This window comes from Agromyces bauzanensis, from assembly GCF_014645655.1.
In the GTDB taxonomy this organism is placed as follows: domain Bacteria; phylum Actinomycetota; class Actinomycetes; order Actinomycetales; family Microbacteriaceae; genus Agromyces; species Agromyces bauzanensis.
This window is the reverse complement of sequence record NZ_BMMD01000006.1, coordinates 116,017-139,421: the sequence shown is the minus strand read 5'-3', so window position 1 is coordinate 139,421 and position 23,405 is coordinate 116,017. Positions and strand designations below refer to the sequence as shown.

The following is a 23,405-nucleotide window of genomic DNA, read 5'->3' as shown; positions in this document are numbered from 1 at the left end:
TGATGCGGATGCCCCGCCACCGTCGGCGGGGGCACGGGGAACCGGCGGAACGGAGCGGGGCCGGTCCTTGCGGACCGGCCCCGCCGGGTTCAGCCGAGTAGCGGAAGGAGCGGGATCGCGGCCCAGCCGGCGAGGAGCCCGCCGATGATGGGGCCGACGACGGGGACCCACGAGTACGCCCAGTCGGAGGAGCCCTTGCCGCGGATGGGGAGGATGGCGTGTGCGATGCGCGGGCCGAGGTCACGCGCCGGGTTGATCGCGTAGCCCGTCGGACCACCCAGCGAGGCGCCGATTCCGATGACGAGAAGGCCGACGGGCAGTGCGCCGAGCGCCGCGAGCCCCGAGGCGTCTCCCTGCCGCCCGAAGCCGATCACCACGAAGACCAGCACGAACGTGCCGATGACCTCGGTGATGACGTTCCAGCCGTAGGAGCGGATCGCCGGACCGGTCGAGAACACGCCGAGCTTCGTCGCGGGCTCGGGCGCGTCGTCGAAGTGCTGCTTGTAGGCCAGCCACACGAAGACCGCGCCGATGATGCCGCCGAGCAGCTGCGCACCGATGAACGCGAGCACCGACAGTGCGTCGACCGGGACCGTCGTGCCGAAGGCCGGATTGCCGAACTCGGTCGCGCCGTTCGCCACGAGGCCGAGCGTGACCGCCGGATTGATTTGCGCGCCGGAAGCATAGGCGACGATGACACCGGCGAAGACTGCGAGGCCCCAGCCGACGTTCACCATGAGGAACCCGCCGCCGAAGCCCTTCGTCTTCGCGAGGGCGACGTTGGCCACCACACCGCAACCGAGGAGCACCAGCATCGCCGTCCCGACCATTTCGGACAGGAACAGCACACCGAGATCGTCCACGTTGACCTTCCATCCTTTTCGCTTGGCCCACAGGGCTTCGCCCAGGGGCGGAACACTGCCCACCATACTCAGCAGGCCTTCAGGTGGGAATGGTCTCGCCGATTTCGTCGAAGCCCCTTCCGGCGGGCTGCGGCGCGGGCGTAGGTTGACGGGGGAGTGCTGCGTCGACGCCGATGCACGGTCGCACGGCGTGCGGCAGCGATGGGGAAAGGGATACTCGTGAAGAAGATCATCAACGACCCGAAGCGCGTCGTCGACGAGTCGGTCGCCGGGTTCGGACTCGCCCACGCCGACATCGTGCGCGTCGAGATGGACCCGATCTACGTCGTGCGCGTCGACGCGCCGGTCAGCGGGAAGGTCGGCATCGTGAGCGGCGGCGGCAGCGGCCACGAACCCCTGCACGCGGGATACGTGGGCTTCGGCATGCTCGATGCGGCCGTGCCCGGTGCGGTGTTCACGTCGCCAACGCCCGACCCGATCCTCGCCGCGACCAAGGCGGTCGACGGCGGTGCCGGGGTGCTCCACATCGTGAAGAACTACACCGGCGACGTGCTGAACTTCGAGACGGCCGCCGACCTCGCCTCCGCTGAGGACATCACCGTGCGGGCGGTCGTGATCAACGACGACGTCGCCGTGAAGGACTCCCTCTACACGGCGGGTCGCCGTGGTGTCGGCGGCACGGTGCTCGTCGAGAAGCTCGCCGGAGCGGCAGCCCAGCGCGGCGACTCGCTCGACGACGTCGCCGAGATCGCCGAGCGCGTGAACGCCAACGTCCGCTCGATGGGCCTCGCGCTCACCCCGTGCATCGTGCCCCACGCCGGTGAGCCCAGCTTCACGCTCGCCGAGGACGAGATCGAGATCGGCATCGGCATCCACGGCGAGCCCGGGCGCGAGCGGATCAAGCTCGCACCCGCCGACGATCTCGTCGACCGGCTGATCGACCCCGTGCTCGACGACCTTCCCTTCGCCGGCGGCGAACGTGTGCTGCTGTTCGTGAACGGAATGGGCGGCACGCCGCTCATCGAGCTCTACCTCGCCTACCGCCGCGCCGCGGAAGTGCTGCAGGGACGCAACGTCACGATCTCCCGTTCGCTCGTCGGCAACTACATCACGTCGCTCGAGATGCAGGGGATGTCCATTACGGTGCTGCGGCTCGATGACGAGATGATCGAACTGTGGGATGCCCCGGTGCAGACGGCGGCACTCCGGTGGGGACGATAGGGGGCGACCTTGGGGCTGGACATCACCTGGGCGGTGGACTGGGTCAGGCGGAGCGCGGACGTCATCGCCGAGCACCGGGTCGAGCTGATCAAGCTCGACCGCGAGATCGGCGACGGCGATCACGGCGAGAACATGGACCGCGGCTTCCAGGCCGTGCTCCCGAAGCTCGACGACCTCCCCGCCGGATCCACACCGGGTGACGTCCTGAAGCTCGTGGCGACGACGCTCATCTCCACGGTCGGCGGCGCGGCCGGGCCGCTGTACGGCACCGCCTACCTCAAGGGCGCGGTCGCCGCCGGTTCGGCCACCTCGCTCGACGGCTCGGCGATCGCCGCGGTGCTGACCGCGGCGCGAGACGGCATCGTGCTGCGCGGCAAGGCCGAATCGGGCGACAAGACGATGGTCGACGCGTGGACGCCGGCCGCCGAGGCCGCCGACGCGGCCGCGTCGAACGGGTCGGATGTCGCGGCCGTCCTCGGGGCGGCGGCGGATGCCGCGGCCACGGGTTCCGACGCGACGATTCCGCTCGTCGCCCGCAAGGGTCGCGCGAGCTATCTCGGCGAACGTTCGGCGGGTCACCGCGACCCCGGCGCGCAGTCGTCGGCCCTGCTGCTGCGGGCGGCAGCGGAGGCTGCATCCGCCGCCGCTGGAGCCTGAGGTGGCGGCAGCCGACCGTGTCGGCGTGGTCTTCGTCTCGCACTCCGCCCGGATCGCGGAGGGGCTGGTCGAACTGGCAAGGCAGATGGCGCCGTTGGCGAGACTCGTCGCCGCAGGCGGTACCGACGACGGACGGATCGGCACGAGTTTCGACCTGGTGAACGCCGGCATCGCCGAGGCGGATGCGGGTGCGGGTGTCGTCATCCTCTGCGACCTGGGCTCGGCGATCCTCACCGCCGAGACCGCGCTCGATTTCCTCGACGATGAGACGCGCGCCCGCGTGCGCATCGTCGACGCGCCGCTCGTCGAGGGCGGCGTGGCCGCCGCCGTGGCGGCGGAGGCTGGCGACGGCCTCGACGAGGTGGTCGCCGCGGCGGAGAGCGCACGTGCCCCCGCCGGGGGCGCCGGTGCGACCGAGACCGGTGTTGACGCGGCATCCGTCGCCGCTCCGCCCACGAAAGCGGCGCCGCACGCGACGCACACGCGCCAGGTGACGCTCATCAATGCCGACGGCCTGCACGCCCGTCCCGCCGCCGAGCTCGTGAAGCTCGCGAGCACGTTCGGGCAGCGGGTCACCGTGAACGGCACCGACGCGAAGAGCCTGCTCGGCATCATGTCGCTCGGGCTCACGAAAGGCGCGACGATCGTGATCGCGAGCGACGACCCCGACGGGCGCGAGGCCGTCGATGCGATCGCCGCGCTGGCGGAGTCGGGGTTCGGCGAGCACTGAGCGCCGGCCGCGTCCGGGCGCCCAGGCGACCGGCTCAGGTCAGATGCCGCCTGCGACCCGGATGTCCGCGCCCGACGTGTACGAGGCATCCGCTGAGAAGAGGTATGCGACCGCACCGGCGATCTCGTGCACCTCGCCCGGGCGTCGCATGGGGATTCTGGGGGCGCGCTCGTCGGGCGCGTTCGGCCGGCCGGCCGCCGCGTGCATCTCGGTGCGCGTCGTACCCGGAGAGACGGTGTTCACGCGTACGCCGACCGGCCCGAACTCCTTCGCGGTGCCCGTGGTCAGCGCGTTGATCGCGGCCTTGCTCATGGCGTAGGGGATGTACGTGTTCGGCGCGCCCGAGGTGGCCGCACCCGAGGAGATGTTCACGATGCATCCGCCGGCCCCGCCGCGATCGGTGGCCATGTGGGCAATCGCGGCCTGCGTGAGCACGATGGGCGCGAGCACGTTGACGCGGAAGAGGAGCTCGGCCTCGTGGATCGAGGCGTCGAGGAATCCGCCGATCCGTCCGGTGATGCCGGCGTTGTTGACGAGCCCGGTCACCGTGCTGAACTCCGCGATCGCCGCCGGCACCACCGACGCGGCCTGCTCGAGATCGGCCAGGTCCGCGCGGAGCAGCAGCACGCGGGCACCGGATGCCTCGCACGCGCGCACGACGGCCGCGGCATCCGTCGCCCGATCCCGGTAGGTCAAGACGAGGTCGTGCCCGTCAGCGGCGAGTCGCTCGGCGATGGCGGCGCCGATGCCGCGACTCGCGCCGGTGATTATCGTGACGGGGCGAAGCCCTTCATTCATCTGCATGACGGCCAGCCTAGGTGGGCGGGGTGCTCTGGCGCGGCCCGGGGGAGCGGGCGTACCATCGGGCCATGGCACGCGAAGAGGCGAGCCCGCCTGAGGGCAACACGTTCACACGATTCTTCGATCGCGTCGACCGGGCCCTGCTGCCCGCGTTCGGCCTGCCGCCGATTCTCGACGACCGCGACGAGGACACCACGCCGCTCGATGAGCGAGCATGCCCGATCTGCGGGCATCCCATGTTCGAGCACGTGGTCGATCACTCGACTCCGAACACCGTGCTCGTCTGCCCCACGGAGGAACGGCTGCCCGAGCACGAGCCCACCACGGGTCCGCTGAACGAGCTCGGCATGCCCGCATCCGGCCGTCGACGGGAGAAGTTCGAGCAGCGCAGCTCCGGCTGACCGTCACGCGTTCCGCCGTACGAGCGCTTCGCCGAGGCGCCGCAGTTCAGTGCGGACCGAGGCCGGTTCGAGGACCTCGACGTACTCGCTCCAGCCCGCGAGTCCGCGGGCGAGCAACTGCTCGGTCGGAGCCGTGACGCGCACGCGGGAGCGGATGGGGTCGACGGATTCCGCTTCGACGGCCCGCTGTCCGAATTGGGTGCTCAGGAGCGGCACGATGCCGGTGTCGACGAGGATCGTGGCGGATGCTGCCGCGCGCTGCGCGTCCACGGCAGCCGTGACCCGCTCCCAGACCTCGGCGAGGTCGAGTCCGTCGGGGCGTTCGGCCGGCGCATCCGTCACCTCGGCCTCGAGGATCCGATCAACCCGGTAGGTGCGCTCCGCGCCGCCGACCCCGGCAAGCAGGTACCAGTGGTCCCGCTTGCGCACGAGACCCCAGGGGTCGACGAGCCGGTCGGCCGGGTCCCGATTCCACGCTGCGTAGCGGATTCGCACCCGGCGGCGCGCGACCACCGCCGACTCGAGCACGGGAAGGAGCGCAGGACGCTCGGTCGGCGGTTCTCCCCAGTCATCGGGATCGATCACGATCGCCTCGGCGGCGGACGCGGCATCCGCTCGGAAGGTCTCGGGCAGGGCACGCACGAGCTTGCGCAGCGCGGCCTTCGCATCGGGGTCGACGGACGCCGCGGGCCCGACGAGGAGGAAGAGGGCGCGTGCCTCGGGGGCGGTGAGTCCGCTGAGGTCGGTGCGCGCGCCACCGAGGAGCTGCCACCCGCCGCCGCGGCCCGGCTGCGGGTACACGGGGATGCCTGCGGAGGAGAGTGCCTCGAGGTCACGGCGCACGGTGGCGACCGAGATCTCGAGTTCCTCGGCGAGTTGGGCGGCGGTCACCCTTCCGCGTGCCTGCAGCGTGAGGAGGGTGGCGACGAGGCGGTCTGCGCGCATGTTCCGATTCTCGCCGGAAAAGTGGTCACGAGATGAGCACTTCTGCGTCCGAGAATGGGTTCAACAGATCGACATCGACACCGAAACAGAAGGATCACGACATGCTCAGGGGATTCGCCACCGTCAGTTACTACGCCGCCGACCTCGCCGCGGCATCCGCCTGGTACTCGGAGGTGCTCGGCATCGAACCGTACTTCGAGCGTCCCGGGTACCTGGAGTTCCGGGTGGGAGACTACCAGCACGAACTCGGCATCATCGACGCGAAGTACCGGCCGAACACGCCCGAACAGCCGGGGGGCGAGGTCATCCACTGGCACGTCGACGACCTGCAGGGAGCGTACGAACGGCTGCTCGAACTCGGCGCCACGAGCTACCAGCCGCCCATCGAGCACGGGCCCGGGTTCACGACGGCGGCGGTGGTCGATCCCTTCGGCAACGTGCTGGGCGTCATGTACAACCAGCACTACCTCGACGTGCTCGCCCGCGGCTGACGGCTGCGGGCGAGCGAGGTCGTCGGGCCAGGGCGGGGCCGCGGCATCCGTCGCTCAGGAGGGCAACACCGTGTACTGCGCCACGGCGGCATCACGGGCGCCGGCGATCTCCCCGGCCGAGGCCGTCGACGACGACTCGACGGCCTCGGTCCAGCGGTCGATCGAGCCGCGGTTGAACTCGATCACCTCGGGCGAGTTCGCCGCCTGGAGCGGGTCGCCGACGGACTCGCCGCGAAGGTGGAGTCCGAGCCCGAGCAGCGCGCCGTCCCAGCCGGGGCCGACGAAGAGTGCACCGGCCCCGCTTTGGGTCATGGCGATCGGCACGGTGTGCACGAGTCCAGCGTCGTACCGGTGCGCGCGTCGGTCAGGCGCACGTCGAGCACACTGTCGGGCGCACCGAAGGTCACCCGCAGCGCCGTCGGCCGGTCGCACTGGCGGATCTCACCGCCGGCGTTGCCCTCGAGCTGGAAGGTGCCCCCTGGTCGGAGGTCTCCGCTGATGGGGTAGAACCAGCGGGGGAGACGCTCGGGATTGGTCAGTGCGTCCCAGACGGCGTCACGGTCGGCGTCATACGTTCTGGAAACGGTGACCGAGACGGTGTCTGCCGCATCGTCGCGTGCCACCGAGCGGTGGATGGCAGCGAGCTCTTCGAGCAGGTCGAACATGGTCAGTCTTCGTTCGAGGAGTGAGATTTGCGCTCGTCACGGCGCCCCCTGGCGAGCTCGGTGCCGAGCGCATCGAGTCGCTGATTCCAGAAGGCACGGAATGGCTCGAGCCAGCGATCCACGTCCTGCAGGGGCGCAGCCTCCACGGCGTAGAGGCGGCGAGTGCCCTCCGCGCGAACGCGCGCGAAACCGTTCTCTCGCAGCACACGCAGGTGCTGCGAGACCGCGGGTTGGCTGATGCCGAATTCCGAGGCGATGACAGCCACGATCTGGCCCGACGACTGCTCGTCCTCGAGGAGCAACTCGAGGATCCGCCGGCGCACCGGGTCTCCGAGGATGTCGAACGCGTGCACAGGGGGAGCGTATCAGCCGAGACTTATTTAAGTCCAGACTTATGTTCAGGATGGCGCGGCGAGTTCGTGCTGCGCTATCGGTAACAGACGGGCGATGGGGCATCCGAAGCCCTGGATCTCCTCGCATTTCCAGTTTAACGGTGGGTGGGGGACTTGCCGCAAGACGGGGGTCGTGGCCGAGAATCGTCGATCGTGACTGCGAATCAGCGCGCGTTCAACCTTCCCGATCGCCTCGCCGCGAAGGCCGACCCGGCGTTGATCGCCGCCGACGAGCGGCATTTCGAAGCCATCGCCGAGAGCATCGAGGAGTCGACCGCAGAGCTGACGCGACGCCTCGACGCCGCGCGCAGGTCCGGCGGCGGCATCGGGCAGGCGGCGTTGGATCGCGACCTCGAGATCCATCGGCTGACGGCGCAGCTGCGCCTGCTGCGTCGGTTCGGCCTCGACCTGTGCCTCGGCCGCATCGTCGGCGACGACGGCGAGACGATCTACATCGGTCGCCGGGGGCTCACGGATGCGAGCGGCCGCCGTCTCCTGGTGGACTGGCGGACGCCTGCCGCCGAGCCATTCTTCGCCGCGACCCACGCGAAGCCGATGGGCCTCGTGAGCCGCCGGAGGTACCGGTGGACCGGAGGCCGGATCAGCGACTACTGGGACGAGGTGTTCACGCCCGATGGCCTGGTTCGGAACGCGGCGCTCGACGACCAGTCGGCGTTCATCGCGAGCTTGGGCAGCAGCCGATCGCCCCGGATGCGGGACGTGCTCAGCACGATCCAGGCCGATCAGGACGCGATCATCCGTGCCGGCTCCCGTGGCGCGCTCGTGGTCGACGGTGGACCAGGCACCGGCAAGACCGTGGTCGCGCTGCACCGCGCGGCCTTTCTCCTCTACGCGGACCCGCGCCTCGCGCCGAGCCATGGGGGAGTACTGTTCGTCGGTCCCACCCCGGCCTACCTGGCGTACGTCGACGACGTGCTGCCGAGCCTCGGTGAGGAGAGCGTGCAGATCTGCACGCTCAGCGATCTCGTCACCGAAGGGGCGACGGCACGAACGGAGCCGGACCCGGATGTCGCGGTGCTCAAGTCGTCGGCGGAACTCGTCGGCGCGGTCGAGGCGGCCGTCAGGTTCTACGAGGAGTCACCCGCCGAGGAACTGACGGTCGAGACGCCCTGGGCCGACCTGTGGCTCGGTCCCGCCGAGTGGGCCGAGGCCTTCGATGCGGTGGAGCCCGGGACGGCGCACAACGACGCGCGTGACGAGGTGTGGGAGGCCTTGCTCGACATCCTGATCGACCAGTTCGAGGACGAGGAGGTGCCGCCGCATCTTGTCCGACGGTCGCTGCTGCAGAACGAATCGCTCGCCGCGACGTTCGCGAAGGCATGGCCGCTGCTCGACCCGGCTGGCGTCGTCGGAGACCTGTGGACGGTGCCCGCCTACCTGCGGAGGTGCGCTCCGTGGCTGAGTTCCGAGCAGGTCGGCATGCTGCAGCGCGCTGATGCCCGGAGTTGGACGGTGTCGGACCTGCCCTTCCTCGACGCGGCTCGGCAGCGCATCGGCGACCCCGATGCCGCACGCCGCCGACGCCGGCGGGAGGCGGCCCTCGCCGCCGATCGGCAGCGCATGGCCGACGTGGTCGACGACCTGATCGCTGCCGACGATTCCGAGATGCTCGTCATGACGATGCTGCGGGGGCGGGACTTCCAGAACACCCTTGACGACGAAGCGGGCCTCCCGAGCACCGACCCCGACCTGCTCGCCGGTCCGTTCGCGCACGTGATCGTCGACGAGGCTCAGGAACTCACCGATGCGGAGTGGCAGATGCTGCTGCGCCGTTGCCCGTCACGAAGCTTCACCGTCGTGGGGGACCGGGCCCAGGCCCGGCACGGCTTCGCAGAGTCCTGGCAGGAGCGACTGCAGCGAGTCGGGCTGGGGCGGGTGGAACTCTCCTCGCTGAGCATCAACCACCGCACGCCGGCGGAGGTGATGGCGGAGGCTGAGCCGGTGATCCGAGCAGCGCTTCCGGATGCCAACGTGCCGACGTCGATCCGGAGCAACGGCCGTCCGGTCGTGCATGCGTCGAGGCCGGAACTGGACTCGATCGTGGAGACGTGGCTCGCCACGCATCCGGAAGGAATCGCGTGCGTCATCGGGGATTCGTCGTTCGCCTCGACGTCGCGGGTCCGCTCGTTGCGGCCGGAGCATTCGAAGGGGCTCGAGTTCGACCTCGTCGTGCTCGTCGACCCTCAGGCGTTCGGAACCGGCACCGAGGGCGCCGTCGATCGTTACGTCGCGATGACCCGGGCGACTGAGCAACTCGTGATCCTCACCCGTTGACTGCTCAGTCGGCGGCGCGCAGCCGGTCGTAGACGAGCGCGACGGCCCCGTGCTCGCCGCTCACGGCGGTCGCGAGCCTCCACTTCGATGCCGGCAGTCCCTCCTCGAACATGCGTGCACCGCCGCCGAGGATCTCGGGGAAGATCATGAACGAGAGCCGGTCGACGCGATCCGCGGCGAGCAGTGCCTTGATGACGCTCGCGCTCGAGAACACGACGATGTCGCCGCCGTCTTCCGCCTTCAGGCGGTCGACGACGTCTTCGGCGGGCTCGTTGAAGATCCGGGTGCGCTCCCATGGCGACTCGGTGAGGGTGCTCGAGAGCACGACCTTGTCGGCATCGCGGAGCCAGGCGGCGTAGCCGCGGTCGCGCGGGTCGGCATCGGCCTGGTCGGCGACGGGCGGCCAATAGGCCAGGAATCCCTCGGCGTTCGTGCGTCCCAGCAGCGCCGTGGTGGCGGGCTCCCACAGCCGCGTGAGGTGGTCGCGCGCGGCATCCGTGATCGCATATGGCATCACGAAGCCCATGTCCTGGGGGCCGCCGGGGCCATGATAATAACCGTCGATGCTCACGTTGGTGTTGACGACCACGCGGCGTCCGTTCTCAGTCATCCGTTTCCTTACTGGTGATGGTGTTCATGGTGGTGGTGTTACGGGAAGTGCTCACCGCCACGGCCGCGGCGAGCTTGTCGAGGCACTGATCCCAGCCCAGCTGCACGCCCGCGATGAACTCCGCGGACGGCACCGTGCTGTCGCTGATGCGCAGTCGCACCTCGAGCTCGGTGTTCTCGCCGGCCTCGGTCAGCGAGTACGTGTAGTGACCGTTGAACGCGGTGCTCCCGTCAGGCAGCACGGGGGAGAGGCGGAATGCCAACCGCTCAGCCGGGGTGACGGATTCGACGACGCCCTCAGCACGACCGATGACGGAATCGGCACCCTCGCCGACGTCGTCACCGGTGTACAGCTGCACGAGGCGGTCGCCCGGCCGGGTGCTGAACTCGATGTGCGAGAGCCGCAGGCCGTCGGTCGCCCACCACTCGGGCACCAGCTCGGGCAGCGTGAGGTGCCTCCAGACGGTGTCACGCGACGCGGTGAGCGTGCGACGGAAGACGTACTCCCGCTCGTCGGCCCAACGGTCGCGATCGGCGGCGAGCACTTCGGCGTCCACCTGGCTGGCGTATTGGTCGTACGTCTCCCGGTTGGCGCGATTCTCGTGGGCGATCGCCGCGACCCGCATGAGTTCGGCGATCACGGACTGCACCGCGTCGACCTGCAGCGCGTAGATGCGACGCTGCCCGAACCGCCGGGCGACCACGAGCCCTGCCCGTTCGAGGGTCTGCAGGTGCTTGGTCGCCTGCGGTTGGCGCAACCCGGTGAGGGAGGCGACGACACCCACCGCTCGCGGACGCTCGGCGAGGAGCTCGACGATGCGCCAGCGGGCGGGATCGGCGAGGGCGGCGAGCCTTTCGTGCATGCAGATGAGTATTCTCGGTCATGACTATTCGTGTCAAGGAATATTCCCCGCCACATCGCGGGGTCGCCCGCTCGGGGGAGTTCGAAGTTCCTCGGCCCCCTCAACGGGCAAGAGCCGTATAGCCTGAACAGGTGGCTCATGTCACTGGGAGCGTGCGGATCGCGGCACCGCCGGAGCAGGTCTTCGACACGGTGGCCGATTCGCGAAACGAGCCCTCGTTCAACACCGCCATGTCTCAGGTCGAATTGCTGACCCCCGAGCCCATTGGACTCGGCACCAGATTTCGTGCACGCATGGGCAACGCCGGCATGGACATGCTCGTGGAGCTGACCGAGTTCGACCGCCCCCACCGGCTGGGTTCGCTGACCACCAGCTCGATCATGGAGACCTCCGGGACGCTGACCTTCACCACCGACACTGACGCCACGCTCATGGTGTGGGACTGGCAGGTACACCCCAAGGGATGGTTCCGGATGCTCGGTCCCCTGGTGGGACCGGTCGGTCGACGCATGGAGCGCAAGATCTGGACCGGGCTGAAGCGCAGACTCGAGGCCGACGCCGCGCCTCGCACCTCGTGACCAATACGAATGACGCGGGAGGCGCGGAGATGACCGTTGAAGCCAGAACGATGGAGCCGGTCGGCACTGGATGGCGAGGGTTGGTCAGGCTCGGCGCCGCCGCAGCGGTGTTCGTGGTGGTGATGATCCCCCTCCAAGCAGCCGTCTTCATCCTCAGCCCACCACCCAGCACTGTCGAGGGCTTCTTCGCGTTGTTCCAGGACAACCCGCTGCTCGGCCTGCTCGACCTCGACCTCCTCCTGACTCTCGACTACCTCGTCATGATCCCCTTCTACCTGGCGTTGTACGTGGTGGTCCGCCGGGTAGCCCCCGCGTGGGGGCTGCTGGCACTGGTCTTCGGCCTCTTCAGTGTCGTACTCCTGGTCGTCTCCCGCGAAGCCACCTTCTCGATGTGGATGCTGAGCAACGAGTACGCCGCAGCGACCTCCGCAACCGACAAGGCCGCACTGCTGGCGGCAGGCACGACCCTGCTCACCCTCTACAACGGCGGCACGTTCGCAACCAGCTACATACTCGGTGCGATCAGTACCCTCCTCTTCTCGGCCATGATGGTGCGGCACCACATCTTCGGCCGGTTGCCCGGCCTCGTCGGCATCCTCACCGGACTGACCATGCTCGTCCCCGCGAATGCCGGCCCGGTCGGACTGACCATTGCCATGGTGTCCCTTCTTCCCACCGCCGTCTGGTTGATACTGCTCATCCCGCACTTGCTGCGGGTTGCCCGCGAAACACCCACCGGACAACACGACAGACCGGTTGCGGCGACGACGGGTGGTCCTGACATCGACCGTCGACATTGATCTGTCCGCAGTGGTGAGACGTCTCGTATGGCTTTGGGTTGCGAAACACTTACGGTGTCGCAGATGAGGCGACTTCGTGGGCGGGTTCACCGGGCGCTCGCAGCTCGCGTGTCTCTAGCGTGAACCACCTGTGTGCGGGATCATGGCCTCTATGAGTGGTGGGGCCACTCGGAGGTCGACCGCCCTGGGGGAGGGCCAATGGCGACAACTGCACACCAAACGGGGCGTAGGCGAGCCGTGTGGCTCGTCGGCGCATTCGCCCTACTCGCCGCGATTGGTGCGGCAGGCGTTCTCGTGGCACGGCGCGAACGCGCGAGGGTCGATGCGTCCACACCTCGGGTTGCAGTCGCCGCCAACGGAATGGAGTACGCGGTGCTCGGTGACGGGCGCAAGACGATCCTCTTCATCCCCGGCGGGCCCGGCAGTGAGATCCCGACAGGCGGCCTTGCAAGGAAGGGAATCCTGGGGCAACTCAAGCCGTATACGGAGGCCGGGTACACGGTGTGGCAGGTGTGCAGGCGTCGCAACATGCCCGTGGGCCACACGGTCGCCGACATGGCTGACGACTACGCGCGGTTCATCCGCGAGGAGCTCGGCGGGCACGTCGACGTGGTCATCGGCGAATCCTATGGCGGGATGATCGCGATCTACCTCGCGGCCGATCATGCCGCCCTGACCGGCCGCGTGGTCCTCGCGCTCGCCGCTGCGACGATCACGGACAGCGGACGGGAACTGGACCGGCGATGGGCGCGAGCGCGCGCAGAGGGACGGTTCAGCGATGCCGGTGCCATCGCCCTCGAGTACGTCCTCCGCGGTGACGAGATGGCCGGACTGCGGCACCGGCTCGGCCCCCTCGTCGGCCGAATGTTCGCGAATTCCCACATCCCTGCCGGCGACCTGCTCGTGGAGGGAGATGCCGAAGCATCCTTCGACGCCCGCGGCGTGCTGGGGCGTATCACGGTGCCAGTCCTTCTACTCTGTGGCGACAGCGATCAGTTCTTCACACCCGATATCGTCAGGGAGACAGCGGCGGGCATCCCTGACTGCACTGTGGTCTGGTTCGAGGGCATGGGGCACATGCGCGCTGCCATGAGCGGTCGTATTCCACGCGAGGTCCTCGCCTGGATTCAGTGAGTGCTTCGAGTCAAAGGGCAGTGGTTGCCCGGTGCCTACAGAGATGTCAGCGAGCGATCCTCTCTGATCAGGGGTTTGACATCCGTGGTGTCACGCTCGGCGAGGATGTCGTGCCATCGCAGACGTCAACTCCGTAGCCCGCGAGACACACTGGACGATCCTTGGGTGGGCAGGATCACCGACTTGAGTCGTCGGCCGGTGTGCTCCCGATAGGCTCGCGTCCGTGACCAACCTGCGGACCAACGCCGCCGAAATGCGACGCAGAGGATCGAACCGGAATCTGGTCACGAGCGTGGTGGCGGCGGTCTTGGCCTTGCTGCCGCTGTTCTTTGTCACGGGACTGCTCGCGCTGAGCATTGATGAGTACCAGTCGTATACGGCGTCGATCGCAGAGTACGGGGACGCCGCTGCGATGAAGGCGGAGGAGGAACGCGGCAACATCGTCATGGCCTCGTTCGTCCTCGTGGTGTTGTAGTTCTTCCTGACCGGGCTTGCAGTGACCTACGCAGCCATTACCAAGGGGCGGGTGCTCCGGACCGCGGTCTGGGTCGGCGGCGGGCTGGCGGTGGCTGTCGGCGTGATGCTCCTGGTTGACCTAACGGTCGGTACCGCCTGACGACGGTGCCACCTCCGGCATACATCTGACGTGGTCAGAGTCAGGAAACAGGAATGAGCGGCCCGGTCCCGAGATCGCTCCGAGCGTCGGCGCAGACCTGCATCTGCCCGTGTTCATCCCATCCGCAGAGTGGACGCGGTCTCGAACTCCCGCATGCTCAGGTTCCGCGGCTCGGGGGAGTCGGCAGTCCGGCATATCGCGCGCGCGGCCGGCAGCAGGTTCCGTACTGTTCGCACGTGCCACCCCCGCCCCAAGCCTTGCCAGAAGGATCCCGAATCAGGGTTGCAGCGCAATAGTCTAGGCGTTCCCAGCGGACTCACAGGTTAGTTCGCCGTTTCGGACTGCGGCGCGAGCGCGGGGACGGAACGCGCCCACGGGTAGGCGCCGTGAAGCGGCTCGACCAGTTGACATCTGGGTTTCAAAGCCCCGGAATCCGGGGATTGGCACGTCGGTTGGCAAGAATGACAGGTTCGCTGCAACGGGCAGCAGTGGTGGACCGGGAGAGTGTGGCAGTTAACTCTATCCGACATAATGTGCATTATCGGCGCTCCGAAGCAGTGGTCATCGACCGGTCGAGGGATGGTCGCGATGTCGGTGGACACGTCGTAGGCGGGTGAGCCGAACTTGTTCTGCGCCGGCTGAGCAGACCCTGACGGCTCAGTGGGCGTCGACTCGCCGGCGCTCCGTCGTGGCTCGACCGTCGACTTCAGCTCCTCGAGCGACGACGCCATGAACTCGTCGACGGCGGAGGATTCCTCTTCGTGCGAAGCCGGTTCACCAGGACGACGGCGCTCGCGCTGAGGACGTAAAGGGCTCGGCCGGATCAGGGCGGTCGGGACGGCGAGTACAAGCGCGGCCCAAGCCCGCTGCCGTTCACCCACCAATGCCGACAACGCCAGCAAGGCGATGAGACCCAGGCTCATCACGCCCAGCGAGGGCTCCGGGATGCGTTGTACGTCGCCGATCACCGACGCGTGCACGAGCCGGAACAGCACGAACCCGTCCGGCGCGACATCCAGTACGCCGATCATCACGAGCACGGCGAGCAATGCCGCGTCGGCCCGGAGCGCCAGGCGGACGCCGGACTCGGCTTGGCGGAGTACGGCGGATCGCCAGATGAGGTCCGCCGGCATACCGCGAATCGCCCGCAGCCGGATCTACCATCCGCATTTCCTGTTGGGCATCGTGACGATTGCGACGGCCACGACCTCGCCGCGTGCACGGCGTCGAGCACCCAGGTGCCGCAGTCCGCACCATCACCCACGGCCGGTGACTCGGCCTGCTCGAGCCACCACGCATAGTCCGATCGCCACCTCAACCGCGCCGTGGCCGAAGCCATGGTGTATGGTGCTGCTGCCGGGCTGGCCTCCATCGACGAACTCGTCGAGAGTGGCAGCCCACCGGTCCCAAACGCATCTCCTTGGTGCGCGCTCACCTGTTGGAACGCGCAGGCCGAACCGGCGAAGCGGTCGAGGAGTATCGTGAGGCCGCCCGAATGACCCACTCGATCCCGGAACGCGAGTACCTGATCGCCCGCGCCAGGCGATTGCAGGAATGATGACACTCGCGGGTGCCCCGTGAGGTTCGATCCGTTCGGTGAGATCAGCGACGAAGGTGCTCATCCCCCGATTCCTCGGATCGATCAGGAATGAAGAAGCCGGCGACGAACGCACCCGAATAGCCTGAGATCGACGCCGGATGCAGCGGTGTCGCGATCACAGTTCCGGAAGGGGAAACGACGATGGCCAAGACCGACACGTCCGGAGGGCTGAGCCAGGAGGAGCGCGACGCGGTCAAGCAGCGCGCGAAGGAGCTCCGCGAGCAGGAGAAGGCGGGCAAGAATCGCGCGGCCGGTGAGGAGGCCGTCCTGGAGGCAATCGCCCAGCTGGAGCCCGACGACAAGGTGCTCGCCGAAGGGCTCTACCGCGTCGTCACCGAGGTCGCGCCCGACCTCGTGCCGAAGACCTACTACGGCATGCCCGGTTTCGCGAACGCCGAGGGCAAGATGATGCTGTTCATCCAGCCGGCACACAAGTTCAAGACCCGCTACGCGACGATCGGCTTCGAAGACAAGGCCGCCCTCGACGACGGCGACCTGTGGCCCGTCGCCTTCGCGATCCGCGATTGGACGCCGTCGGTGGAGCAGAGAATCACCGAGCTCGTTCGCACGGCCGTCAGCTGAGGGCTCGGATCGACACGATCCCGGTTCCGGATGCCTCATCACGGTCGCTCGCCCCCTCGGGCCCATCTCGACACGACCCGGCCTAGATTGGGACACGAGCGGCCGCGGCATCCGTCGCCCGCGAACCGAGCAGAGGGAGGCATCGGATGAACCGGGAACGCGCCACCCGACTGGTCGCCGAGCCGAGCAGCAGCGTGGAGGTCACGGGCGAGCACTCGCAGTTCCGGCTCGACCTCGAGCGCATCCGCTTCTCCCCCTACTTCTCACGCCTCTCCGCCGTCACGCAGGTGATCGCCCAGCCGGGCGCAGGACCGCTCATCCACAACCGGCTCACCCACTCGATCAAGGTCACCGCAGTCTCGCGTGCGATCGCGGTCGGATTGACGGATGCCTCGTCGCCGGCGCGTGATCTCGCGCTCGAGCACGGCTGCGACGCCGTCGTCGTGCAGGCCGCCGCGAGTGCCCACGACCTCGGGCACCCGCCATTCGGGCACATCGGCGAGCGCGTGCTCGACCGTCTCGCTCGTGAGAGCCTCGGCCTCGCCGACGGGTTCGAGGGCAACGCGCAGACGTACCGGATCATCACCACACTCGACGTGTGCGAGGCCGCGCCGCGCGGGCTGAACCTCACCGCGGCGGTGCGGACCGCTGTCGCGAAGTACCCGTGGACGCGGTTCGTCGACGCCTCGGATCTCGGCGACGGACTCCCCCGCGGGCTCCGGCGGGCCGACGGCGGAATCGAGGTCGTGAAGTTCTCGGCGTACGACCTCGACGCCGACGACCTCGTCGCCGCTCGGCGCGGACTGCCGCCGATGGAGCAGTCGCTCGAGTGCTCCATCATGGACATCGCAGACGACATCGCCTACTCGATCCACGACGTCGACGACTTCTATCGGGCGGGACTGCTCAGCCACGGGGCGGTCGCGCGCGAGTTCCGCGGCTGGCTCTCGGGCGCCGCCGAGCTCGGCCGACTCCCGGAAGCCGAGTTGGCGATGCACTCGGCGCCGCCGGGGGCCGCGCTCGACGGGCTCCGTCGCAAGCTCAGGCGCAGCGACCCGTGGATCGCCGACGACGACGCGTTCGCGCAAGCGGTCGATGTCGTCGCCGACGACCTCGTCGACGGCCTCCTCGCAACGCCGTTCGACGGGTCGATCGCCTCGGAGCGTGCCCTCTCGTCATTCACGAATCGTTGGATCGGCCACCTGCAGACCTCGGTCGTGCCGGCGCCGGCGGACGTCGTCCGCTCGGGGCTCGTGACGCTCGACCGGCGCGCCTGGCACGAGGTCGAGATCCTGAAGTTCGTGCACCGCCACTTCATCCTCGACCGGGCCGACATCGTGATGTACCAGCGCGGGCTCAGCCGCGTGCTGACGCGAGCCGTCAAGGGGCTCGCCGCGTGGATCACCGACGACTATGACCGCAACCGCGTTCCGCTGCGGCTGAGGGAGCTCGTCGACATCGCCGCCGACGGCTACGCACGGCTGCGAGCGGCGCGGCCCGAGGGCATCCTGATCCCCGAGGCATCCGATGTGCTCACGCTCGGGGTGGGGCGAGGGGTGATCGACTACGTCGCCTCACTCTCAGACGACCAGGCGCTCGCGGTGTCGGAGGCGATCGACGGCCGCCCCGACCGGCTCTGGGACATCGGGCAGAACCTCTGATGCGACGCCCGCGAGCCCGGCGGATGCGAGGTCGGCGGCGGATGCTGCGACGCCCACGAGCACCAGTGCCGCCGGCGTTCCGGGCTCGGAGCGGGTTCCCGCTCCCCCGATTTCTCACGCCAGGTGCAGACACATGAGAATTCTTTTCTTTCTGGCGTCTGCCGAGCAGGCCGAGCAGCTGCTCGACGTCGGCGAGATGGAGGCCGGTGGTCGGCTCGTCGAGGACGTAGATCCCTCCTCCCTCGCCCAGGTGCGTCGCGAGCTTCAGGCGTTGCCGCTCCCCGCCGGAGAGCGTGGTCAGCGGCTGCCCCAGCGAGACATATCCGAGGCCCACGTCGGCGAGCCGCTGGGAGGATCGCGTGCGCCGCCGGGATGCGTGGCTCCCCCGTGGCGAAGAACTCCTCCGCCTCGGTCACCGGCATGGCGAGCACCTCGCTGATGTCGCGTCCGCCGAGATGGCAGTCGAGCACGGATGCATCGAACCGCCGGCCCTCGCAGACCCCGCACGTCGTGGCGACACTCGCCATCGGCCCGAGGTCGGTGTAGATGACCCCGGCACCGTTGCAGTTCGGGCACGCCCCCTCGGAGTTGGCGCTGAAGAGCGCCGGCTTCACGCCATTGGCCTTGGCGAACGCCTTGCGGATGGGATCGAGCAGCCCGGTGTAGGTCGCGGGATTGCTGCGGCGCGAGCCCCTGATCGCAGCCTGATCGACCGAGACCACGCCGTCGCGTCCGGTCACCGACCCCCGGATCAGCGAGCTCTTGCCGGAGCCGGCGACGCCGGTGAGCACCTGCTGCAGCGAGACGAGCAGTGGAGCCACCGATGGCTCGTCGAGTGCGCGCACCCAATCGGCCAGGTCGCTGATCCGCATGGCGCAGGCGTCGGCGATGCTCACGCCGTCGATCTTCGACGAGCGCGCCGGCGCGTTGAGCCGGGTGCCGCCGCACTCGGGGCACGGGGCGAATGCCACCGCGCGCTCCACGAACGCGCGAGGAACGACTTCTTCACTCTGGGACCAGTCCCTCGTAGGTGAGGTTGATGCCGTTGATCTTGACCTTGGTCGGATGTTGAACGAGAACGCCTGGGGCGAGCCGATGTGCAGCTGCCCGAGTCGGCTGAAGAGGATTCGCAGCAACGCGTTGGCGTCGGTGACGGTGCCCACGGTGGAGCGCGCGTTCGCGCCCATCCGCTCCTGGTCCACGAGGATCGCGGTCGTCAATCCGTCGAGCACATCGACGTCGGGCCGCGCGAGGGTCGGCATGAAGCCCTGCACGATCGCGCTGTAGGTCTCATTGGTCATCCGCTGCGACTCGGCAGCGCTCGTGTCGAACACCAGCGAGCTCTTGCCCGAGCCCGAGACACCGGTGAACACCGTCAACCGGCGCTTCGGGAGCTCGACGCTGACGTCCTTGAGGTTGTTCTCGCGCGCACCGCGCACCCGGATCAGACCATGACTGTCTGCGACGTGCATCCTCAGGCGCGCTCCTGGATCCGGATCATGTTGCCCGACGGATCGCGGAACGCGCAGTCGCGCACCCCGTAGGGCTGATCCGTGGGCTCCTGGACGACCTCGGCGCCGCCTGCCTCGAGCTTCGCGAACGTGTCGTCGACGTCGTCGGTCGCGAGGTTGGCGCCGAAGTAGCTGCCCTTCGCCATCAACTCGAGGATGGTGGTGCGTTCGTCGTCGGTCAGGTCGGGCTGTGCGGTCGGCGGGTGCAGCACGATCGAGGTGTCGGGCTGCCCGGTTGGGGCGACCGTGATCCATCGCATGCCCTGGTAGCCCACGTCATTGCGGATCTCGAAGCCGAGGAGGTCGCGGTAGAACGCGATCGAGGCGTCTGGGTCGGTGTGCGGAAGGAAGCTGTGGTGGATCGTGAGTTTCATGCCGCCACGCTAACCGCTACGAGACGGTGTGCGCTTCTCGATTCCTGATCGGCCTTGTGACCTGCTTCGCGGTGCAGGCGGGTAGTCCCTCGGTGGCCCGCGCCTCCTGCTCGCGGTAGACGCTCGGCGGGACCCCGACGAGCTCGGTGAAGCGGGTGCTGAATGTACCGAGCGACGAGCAGCCGACGGTGAAGCAGACCTCGGTGACGCTGAGATCGCCGCGGCGCAGCAACGCCATCGCGCGCTCGATGCGCCGTGTCATGAGGTAGGAGTACGGCGCGACGCCGTACGCGAGCCGGAACTGGCGGCTGAGATGACCGGCCGACATGCTGGCGCCGCGCGCCAGCTCCTCGACGTCGAGCGGCTGCGCGAACTCCCGGTCGATGCGGTCGCGCACTCGGCGCAGCCGCGCCAGGTCGCGCAGGTGCTGATCGTGGCTGGAACTCATGCTCACCCGCCAGATCGTGACACGTCGCACCGACGTTGTCCAGCACGCGGGACGGCCGACGGGAATAGTGCGACGCTCGCGCCGTCGAGTCATCCGTCTGCTGTGCAACCACCTCACGAGGATCCCGATGTCCACCTCCGTCGACCGAGGACCAGAGATTTCAACCACGTCCACGACGCTCATCATCGGCGGGACCGCAGAGGTCGCCGCAGCCGTGCTCACGACGAGCGGGTGGGAGGGCGGGTGCTCGAACTGTCCGGCCCGGTGGCGATCAGCTTCGACGAGTCCGTCGCCCGACTCGGTGCTGCGCAGGAACGACGAACGTCGAGCGAGTGCTGGGGCGGCCGGCGACCTCGTTCGAGGAGTGGGCGCGCCGCGCGTCGGACGTCTGAAGCTGGGTGTTTGCTGAGTGGCACGGAAAGCTCCCCCGGAATTCCGGGCGACGACGCGCCGGGACGCGCGGGCTCACATCCGACATTCAGGTGCCGTGGCGGTCTAGCCTGACCCTGCAACGTACCTCATCGCTCAGAAAGGACCCGTCATGTCGACGCCGCAGTCCAACACGGTCTTCGCCGCGTTCTCGCTGGACTCAGCGAGCCTGTCGAAGGCTGCTATCAACACCGTCCGCACCACCCTCGGGATCAGCGGCGCCGTCGCGCTGATCGTGGGCATCTTCATCACCTTCTGGCCCAAGAACTCCGCCCTCGTGCTGACGGTGATGCTCGGCATCTACTTCATCATCGCCGGACTCGCCTACGCCGGCCTCGGTATCTTCTCGAAGGGGATCTCGGGCGGCGCCAGGGCGCTCGACATCATCCTCGGCGTGCTGTTCGTGATCGGCGGAATCCTCGCCCTCGTGAACGTGCAGGGGGCCGCCGAATTCCTCGCGGTGTTCCTCGGCATCCTCATCGGTATCCTCTGGATCATCGAGGGCATCGTGGCGCTCGTACAGTCGTCGGACTCGCCATCACGGGGCTGGTCGATCTTCTTCGGCATCCTGGGCGTCATCGCGGGCGTCGTACTGCTGTTCTCGCCGCTGTGGGGTGTGGTCATCCTGTGGATCATCACGGGTATCGGCCTCATCGTGCTCGGCATCATGCAGATCGTGCGCGCGTTCACGTTCGGTCGTGGGGTGACCGCCACCGCATAGCGCAGACCCCGAACCACGAAGGGCCGGTCTCGAGCGCTCAGCGCTTCGCGACCGGCCCTTCGTCGGGCATGACGACGCGGTCAGGTCCCGTGCGCGAAGCCCGACGTGTCGCCGACGTAGCGCGTGTGGTCGACCGGCACGGGATCGACCGCGGCCCGCGCCACTTCGGCGGCGAACTCCGACACGTTGTAGAGGCGGCCGGCGTCCTGCTTTCGCGCCTCGATGGCGCCGGGGTTCGCGCGCTCGAGGAGCGTCGCGGTGATGGTTCCCTCGATCATGTCGCCCGACACGACGACGAACTCGACGCCCGCGGCATCGAGCTCGGGCAGCTTCGCCCGTAACGCATCCTCGCCGGCACGCTTCGACAGCGCCACGGGCTCATACTCGGGCATCGTGGGGGTCGTGCGGATGAAGTGCGCCTGGTGGCTCGTGACGAGCACGATGCGCGCGTCCGGCGCGAGGTGCGGCAGGGCACCCTCGACGACGTTGACCTGGGCATCGCGGTTGAGGCGCATGGCGTAGTCCTCGCCCATCCCGGTCTCCATGCCGCCGGAGGCATTCAGCACGAGGATGTCGATCGGACCGAACTCGGCGACGGCCTGCTCGAACATCGCCGCGACGGAGGCCGCGTCGGTGAGGTCGGCGCCGACGGCGATCGCACGCCCTCCCGCGGCGTTGATCTCGGCGACGACCTTCTCGGCCCGGGGCGCCTTGCTGCGGTAGTTCACGACGACGGATGCCCCGGCGCCCGCCAGGTACCGGGCGGTGTCGGCGCCGATGCCTCGTGACGAGCCCGTCACGAGGGCGACGCGGCCGTCGAGCGATCCGGGGGAAAGTGGATTGGTCACGGCGGGACTCCTCGTGGCTCGGGGAACGGACCTCGACGGTCCTCGGCGATGCGCCGAACCGAGACTATCAACTCGCCCCGCGGCCGCTGCCGCCCTGCTAGTTTCGGAGCGGACCGCAGGCGAAGGAGACCGCTATTGGACGTGCTGACCCAGTACGCGTGGATCGTCTGGTTGGTGCTGATCCTCGTGTTCGCCACCATCGAGATCTTCACCCTCGAGATGACGTTCCTGATGCTCGCCCTCGGCAGCGTCGCGGGTCTGCTCTCCGGCCTCTTCGGCATCCCGTGGTGGGCCCAGTTCATCGTCGCTGCCGTCGTGTCCATCGCGCTCATCCTCACCCTGCGACCACCACTGCTCCGGATGCTCCGGCAGCGCGGCGATCCCGCCCGCAGCAACATCGACGCCCTGATCGGCGCGGAGGGCTCGGTCGTGCGCACCGTTACCGCATCGGGCGGGCAGGTTCGTCTCCGGAACGGAGACATCTGGACGGCGCGCCTCTCTCCCATCACCGAGCAGTCGGATGTCGCGGTCGGCGACCGGGTGCTCGTCACGGGAATCGACGGCGCGACGGCGGTCGTCGTCCCCATCGAGCGCGCCACTCCGAACCCGTGAACGGCCGCCGGTGCGGTGCTAGGTTCATGGAAGGAGACGTAAAAGAGGCGATCGCATGGTGGACCTGACCCAGTACACCTGGATCGTCTGGCTCATCCTGATCCTCGTCTGCGTCATCATCGAGCTCCTGACGCTCGAGTTCACGTTCCTCATGATCGCCTTCGGCTCCGTCGCCGGACTCGGCGTCGATCTCCTCGGCTGGGAATGGTGGGCGCAGATCCTCATCGCCGCGGCCGTCTCGGTGCTGCTCATCCTCACCATCCGCCCGGTCATGCTCCGCTACATGCGCCGAGGCGCGGACCCGACCCCGAGCAACGTCGCGGCCATCCTCGGCATGTCGGGCAGAGTCGTCTCCTCGGTCTCCGAGGCGGCCGGACTCGTGAAGCTCGCGAACGGCGAGACCTGGACGGCGCGCCTCGCTCCCGATGCCGACGAACAGGTCGTCGGCGCCGGTGCATCCGTCAGGGTGGTGGTCGTCGACGGAGCGACCGTCGTCATCGTCCCGGTAGAGCGCGACAGCGCCTGACACCCGCCCCCCAACCGCACAGGAGTCTCCGC

Annotated in this window: 27 protein-coding genes and 1 pseudogene; 15 read left to right on the top strand and 13 right to left on the bottom strand. The window is 68.5% G+C overall.

Going from position 1 to position 23,405, the window contains the following annotated elements; all coding sequences use genetic code 11:
- Window positions 1-89 precede the first annotated feature (89 nt).
- The gene (locus tag IEX31_RS07340) at window positions 90-815 is read right to left on the bottom strand and encodes an MIP/aquaporin family protein (RefSeq protein WP_229662177.1); all 726 of its coding nucleotides are present in this window, start codon (window positions 813-815) and stop codon (window positions 90-92) included.
- Between the two features lie 267 nt (window positions 816-1,082).
- Here IEX31_RS07340 and dhaK point away from each other — a divergent pair, with 267 nt between their 5' ends.
- The 3 genes from dhaK to dhaM are packed head-to-tail and all read left to right on the top strand — an operon-like array spanning window position 1,083 to window position 3,471.
- Window positions 1,083-2,084, top strand: a complete 1,002-nt coding sequence (dhaK, locus tag IEX31_RS07335; protein WP_188742770.1) for a dihydroxyacetone kinase subunit DhaK — start codon at window positions 1,083-1,085, stop codon at window positions 2,082-2,084.
- A gap of 9 nt (window positions 2,085-2,093) precedes the next feature.
- Complete coding sequence (gene dhaL, locus IEX31_RS07330; protein ID WP_188742769.1) at window positions 2,094-2,741, top strand: dihydroxyacetone kinase subunit DhaL; 648 nt, start codon at window positions 2,094-2,096, stop codon at window positions 2,739-2,741.
- 1 nt (window position 2,742) lies between these two features.
- Window positions 2,743-3,471: a dihydroxyacetone kinase phosphoryl donor subunit DhaM gene (dhaM, locus tag IEX31_RS07325; RefSeq protein WP_229662174.1), complete on the top strand. Its 729-nt coding sequence runs from the start codon at window positions 2,743-2,745 to the stop codon at window positions 3,469-3,471.
- Window positions 3,472-3,510: 39 nt separating this feature from the next.
- On the opposite strand, the gene IEX31_RS07320 is transcribed toward dhaM, so the two are convergent.
- The gene (locus IEX31_RS07320) at window positions 3,511-4,275 is read right to left on the bottom strand and encodes an SDR family NAD(P)-dependent oxidoreductase (RefSeq protein ID WP_229662173.1); all 765 of its coding nucleotides are present in this window, start codon (window positions 4,273-4,275) and stop codon (window positions 3,511-3,513) included.
- 65 nt (window positions 4,276-4,340) lie between these two features.
- Here IEX31_RS07320 and IEX31_RS07315 point away from each other — a divergent pair, with 65 nt between their 5' ends.
- Window positions 4,341-4,673, top strand: a complete 333-nt coding sequence (locus IEX31_RS07315; protein WP_188742768.1) for a hypothetical protein — start codon at window positions 4,341-4,343, stop codon at window positions 4,671-4,673.
- A 3-nt stretch (window positions 4,674-4,676) separates the two neighbouring features.
- Here IEX31_RS07315 and IEX31_RS07310 read toward each other — a convergent pair whose 3' ends face one another.
- Window positions 4,677-5,618, bottom strand: coding sequence for a helix-turn-helix transcriptional regulator (locus IEX31_RS07310; protein WP_188742767.1), 942 nt, complete (start codon window positions 5,616-5,618; stop codon window positions 4,677-4,679).
- A 101-nt stretch (window positions 5,619-5,719) separates the two neighbouring features.
- Between IEX31_RS07310 and IEX31_RS07305 the strand changes: the two genes are divergently transcribed.
- Window positions 5,720-6,109 (top strand): VOC family protein, encoded by a 390-nt coding sequence (locus IEX31_RS07305; protein WP_188742766.1) that lies wholly within the window; start codon window positions 5,720-5,722, stop codon window positions 6,107-6,109.
- Window positions 6,110-6,163: 54 nt separating this feature from the next.
- On the opposite strand, the gene IEX31_RS18785 is transcribed toward IEX31_RS07305, so the two are convergent.
- The 3 genes from IEX31_RS18785 to IEX31_RS07295 are packed head-to-tail and all read right to left on the bottom strand — an operon-like array spanning window position 6,164 to window position 7,127.
- The gene (locus IEX31_RS18785) at window positions 6,164-6,442 is read right to left on the bottom strand and encodes a hypothetical protein (RefSeq protein WP_229662172.1); all 279 of its coding nucleotides are present in this window, start codon (window positions 6,440-6,442) and stop codon (window positions 6,164-6,166) included.
- The gene (locus tag IEX31_RS18780) at window positions 6,418-6,774 is read right to left on the bottom strand and encodes an SRPBCC domain-containing protein (protein ID WP_229662171.1); all 357 of its coding nucleotides are present in this window, start codon (window positions 6,772-6,774) and stop codon (window positions 6,418-6,420) included. Before IEX31_RS18780 ends, IEX31_RS18785 begins: the two co-directional genes overlap by 25 nt.
- A 2-nt stretch (window positions 6,775-6,776) precedes the next feature.
- The gene (locus tag IEX31_RS07295; protein ID WP_188742765.1) at window positions 6,777-7,127 is read right to left on the bottom strand and encodes an ArsR/SmtB family transcription factor; all 351 of its coding nucleotides are present in this window, start codon (window positions 7,125-7,127) and stop codon (window positions 6,777-6,779) included.
- A gap of 189 nt (window positions 7,128-7,316) precedes the next feature.
- Between IEX31_RS07295 and helR the strand changes: the two genes are divergently transcribed.
- The gene (helR, locus tag IEX31_RS07290; protein ID WP_188742810.1) at window positions 7,317-9,461 is read left to right on the top strand and encodes an RNA polymerase recycling motor ATPase HelR; all 2,145 of its coding nucleotides are present in this window, start codon (window positions 7,317-7,319) and stop codon (window positions 9,459-9,461) included.
- Window positions 9,462-9,465: 4 nt separating this feature from the next.
- Here the strand turns inward: helR and IEX31_RS07285 are convergent, their stop codons facing one another.
- Together IEX31_RS07285 and IEX31_RS07280 are read right to left on the bottom strand one after the other, a co-directional pair.
- Complete coding sequence (locus IEX31_RS07285; RefSeq protein ID WP_188742764.1) at window positions 9,466-10,071, bottom strand: dihydrofolate reductase family protein; 606 nt, start codon at window positions 10,069-10,071, stop codon at window positions 9,466-9,468.
- Window positions 10,064-10,933: a metalloregulator ArsR/SmtB family transcription factor gene (locus IEX31_RS07280; protein WP_188742763.1), complete on the bottom strand. Its 870-nt coding sequence runs from the start codon at window positions 10,931-10,933 to the stop codon at window positions 10,064-10,066. Before IEX31_RS07280 ends, IEX31_RS07285 begins: the two co-directional genes overlap by 8 nt.
- Before the next feature lie 131 nt (window positions 10,934-11,064).
- On the opposite strand from IEX31_RS07280, the gene IEX31_RS07275 reads away from it, so the two are divergent.
- From IEX31_RS07275 to IEX31_RS07260, 4 genes are all read left to right on the top strand, one after another.
- On the top strand, window positions 11,065-11,511 hold the full coding sequence (locus IEX31_RS07275; RefSeq protein WP_268236965.1) for an SRPBCC family protein: 447 nt from the start codon (window positions 11,065-11,067) through the stop codon (window positions 11,509-11,511).
- A 29-nt stretch (window positions 11,512-11,540) separates the two neighbouring features.
- Window positions 11,541-12,311: a DUF4386 family protein gene (locus IEX31_RS07270; protein WP_188742761.1), complete on the top strand. Its 771-nt coding sequence runs from the start codon at window positions 11,541-11,543 to the stop codon at window positions 12,309-12,311.
- Between the two features lie 360 nt (window positions 12,312-12,671).
- Window positions 12,672-13,445: an alpha/beta fold hydrolase gene (locus IEX31_RS07265; RefSeq protein ID WP_188742760.1), complete on the top strand. Its 774-nt coding sequence runs from the start codon at window positions 12,672-12,674 to the stop codon at window positions 13,443-13,445.
- A 223-nt stretch (window positions 13,446-13,668) separates the two neighbouring features.
- Window positions 13,669-13,920, top strand: coding sequence for a hypothetical protein (locus tag IEX31_RS07260; protein WP_188742759.1), 252 nt, complete (start codon window positions 13,669-13,671; stop codon window positions 13,918-13,920).
- A 464-nt stretch (window positions 13,921-14,384) separates the two neighbouring features.
- On the opposite strand, the gene IEX31_RS07255 is transcribed toward IEX31_RS07260, so the two are convergent.
- Window positions 14,385-15,194: a hypothetical protein gene (locus tag IEX31_RS07255; RefSeq protein WP_188742758.1), complete on the bottom strand. Its 810-nt coding sequence runs from the start codon at window positions 15,192-15,194 to the stop codon at window positions 14,385-14,387.
- Window positions 15,195-15,802: 608 nt separating this feature from the next.
- On the opposite strand from IEX31_RS07255, the gene IEX31_RS07250 reads away from it, so the two are divergent.
- Complete coding sequence (locus tag IEX31_RS07250) at window positions 15,803-16,243, top strand: iron chaperone (protein ID WP_188742757.1); 441 nt, start codon at window positions 15,803-15,805, stop codon at window positions 16,241-16,243.
- Window positions 16,244-16,389: 146 nt separating this feature from the next.
- Window positions 16,390-17,904 carry a deoxyguanosinetriphosphate triphosphohydrolase family protein gene (locus IEX31_RS07245; protein WP_188742756.1) on the top strand — a complete coding sequence of 505 codons (1,515 nt, stop codon included), beginning with the start codon at window positions 16,390-16,392 and terminating at the stop codon, window positions 17,902-17,904.
- 157 nt (window positions 17,905-18,061) lie between these two features.
- Here the strand turns inward: IEX31_RS07245 and IEX31_RS07240 are convergent.
- From IEX31_RS07240 to IEX31_RS07230, 3 genes and pseudogenes are all read right to left on the bottom strand, one after another.
- Window positions 18,062-19,205 (bottom strand): annotated as a pseudogene (locus IEX31_RS07240) (ATP-binding cassette domain-containing protein); the annotation flags it as partial.
- A 173-nt stretch (window positions 19,206-19,378) separates the two neighbouring features.
- The gene (locus tag IEX31_RS07235; RefSeq protein WP_188742755.1) at window positions 19,379-19,789 is read right to left on the bottom strand and encodes a VOC family protein; all 411 of its coding nucleotides are present in this window, start codon (window positions 19,787-19,789) and stop codon (window positions 19,379-19,381) included.
- Between the two features lie 16 nt (window positions 19,790-19,805).
- Window positions 19,806-20,237, bottom strand: a complete 432-nt coding sequence (locus IEX31_RS07230) for a helix-turn-helix transcriptional regulator (RefSeq protein ID WP_188742809.1) — start codon at window positions 20,235-20,237, stop codon at window positions 19,806-19,808.
- 541 nt (window positions 20,238-20,778) lie between these two features.
- Between IEX31_RS07230 and IEX31_RS07225 the strand changes: the two genes are divergently transcribed.
- Complete coding sequence (locus tag IEX31_RS07225; RefSeq protein ID WP_188742754.1) at window positions 20,779-21,387, top strand: HdeD family acid-resistance protein; 609 nt, start codon at window positions 20,779-20,781, stop codon at window positions 21,385-21,387.
- An 80-nt stretch (window positions 21,388-21,467) separates the two neighbouring features.
- On the opposite strand, the gene IEX31_RS07220 is transcribed toward IEX31_RS07225, so the two are convergent.
- Entirely contained in the window at window positions 21,468-22,235 is a 768-nt protein-coding gene (locus tag IEX31_RS07220; protein WP_188742753.1) for an SDR family oxidoreductase, read from the bottom strand.
- A gap of 141 nt (window positions 22,236-22,376) precedes the next feature.
- Between IEX31_RS07220 and IEX31_RS07215 the strand changes: the two genes are divergently transcribed.
- Both IEX31_RS07215 and IEX31_RS07210 read left to right on the top strand, forming a co-directional pair.
- The gene (locus tag IEX31_RS07215; RefSeq protein ID WP_229662176.1) at window positions 22,377-22,847 is read left to right on the top strand and encodes an NfeD family protein; all 471 of its coding nucleotides are present in this window, start codon (window positions 22,377-22,379) and stop codon (window positions 22,845-22,847) included.
- Between the two features lie 55 nt (window positions 22,848-22,902).
- On the top strand, window positions 22,903-23,373 hold the full coding sequence (locus tag IEX31_RS07210) for an NfeD family protein (protein WP_188742751.1): 471 nt from the start codon (window positions 22,903-22,905) through the stop codon (window positions 23,371-23,373).
- Window positions 23,374-23,405 lie beyond the last annotated feature (32 nt).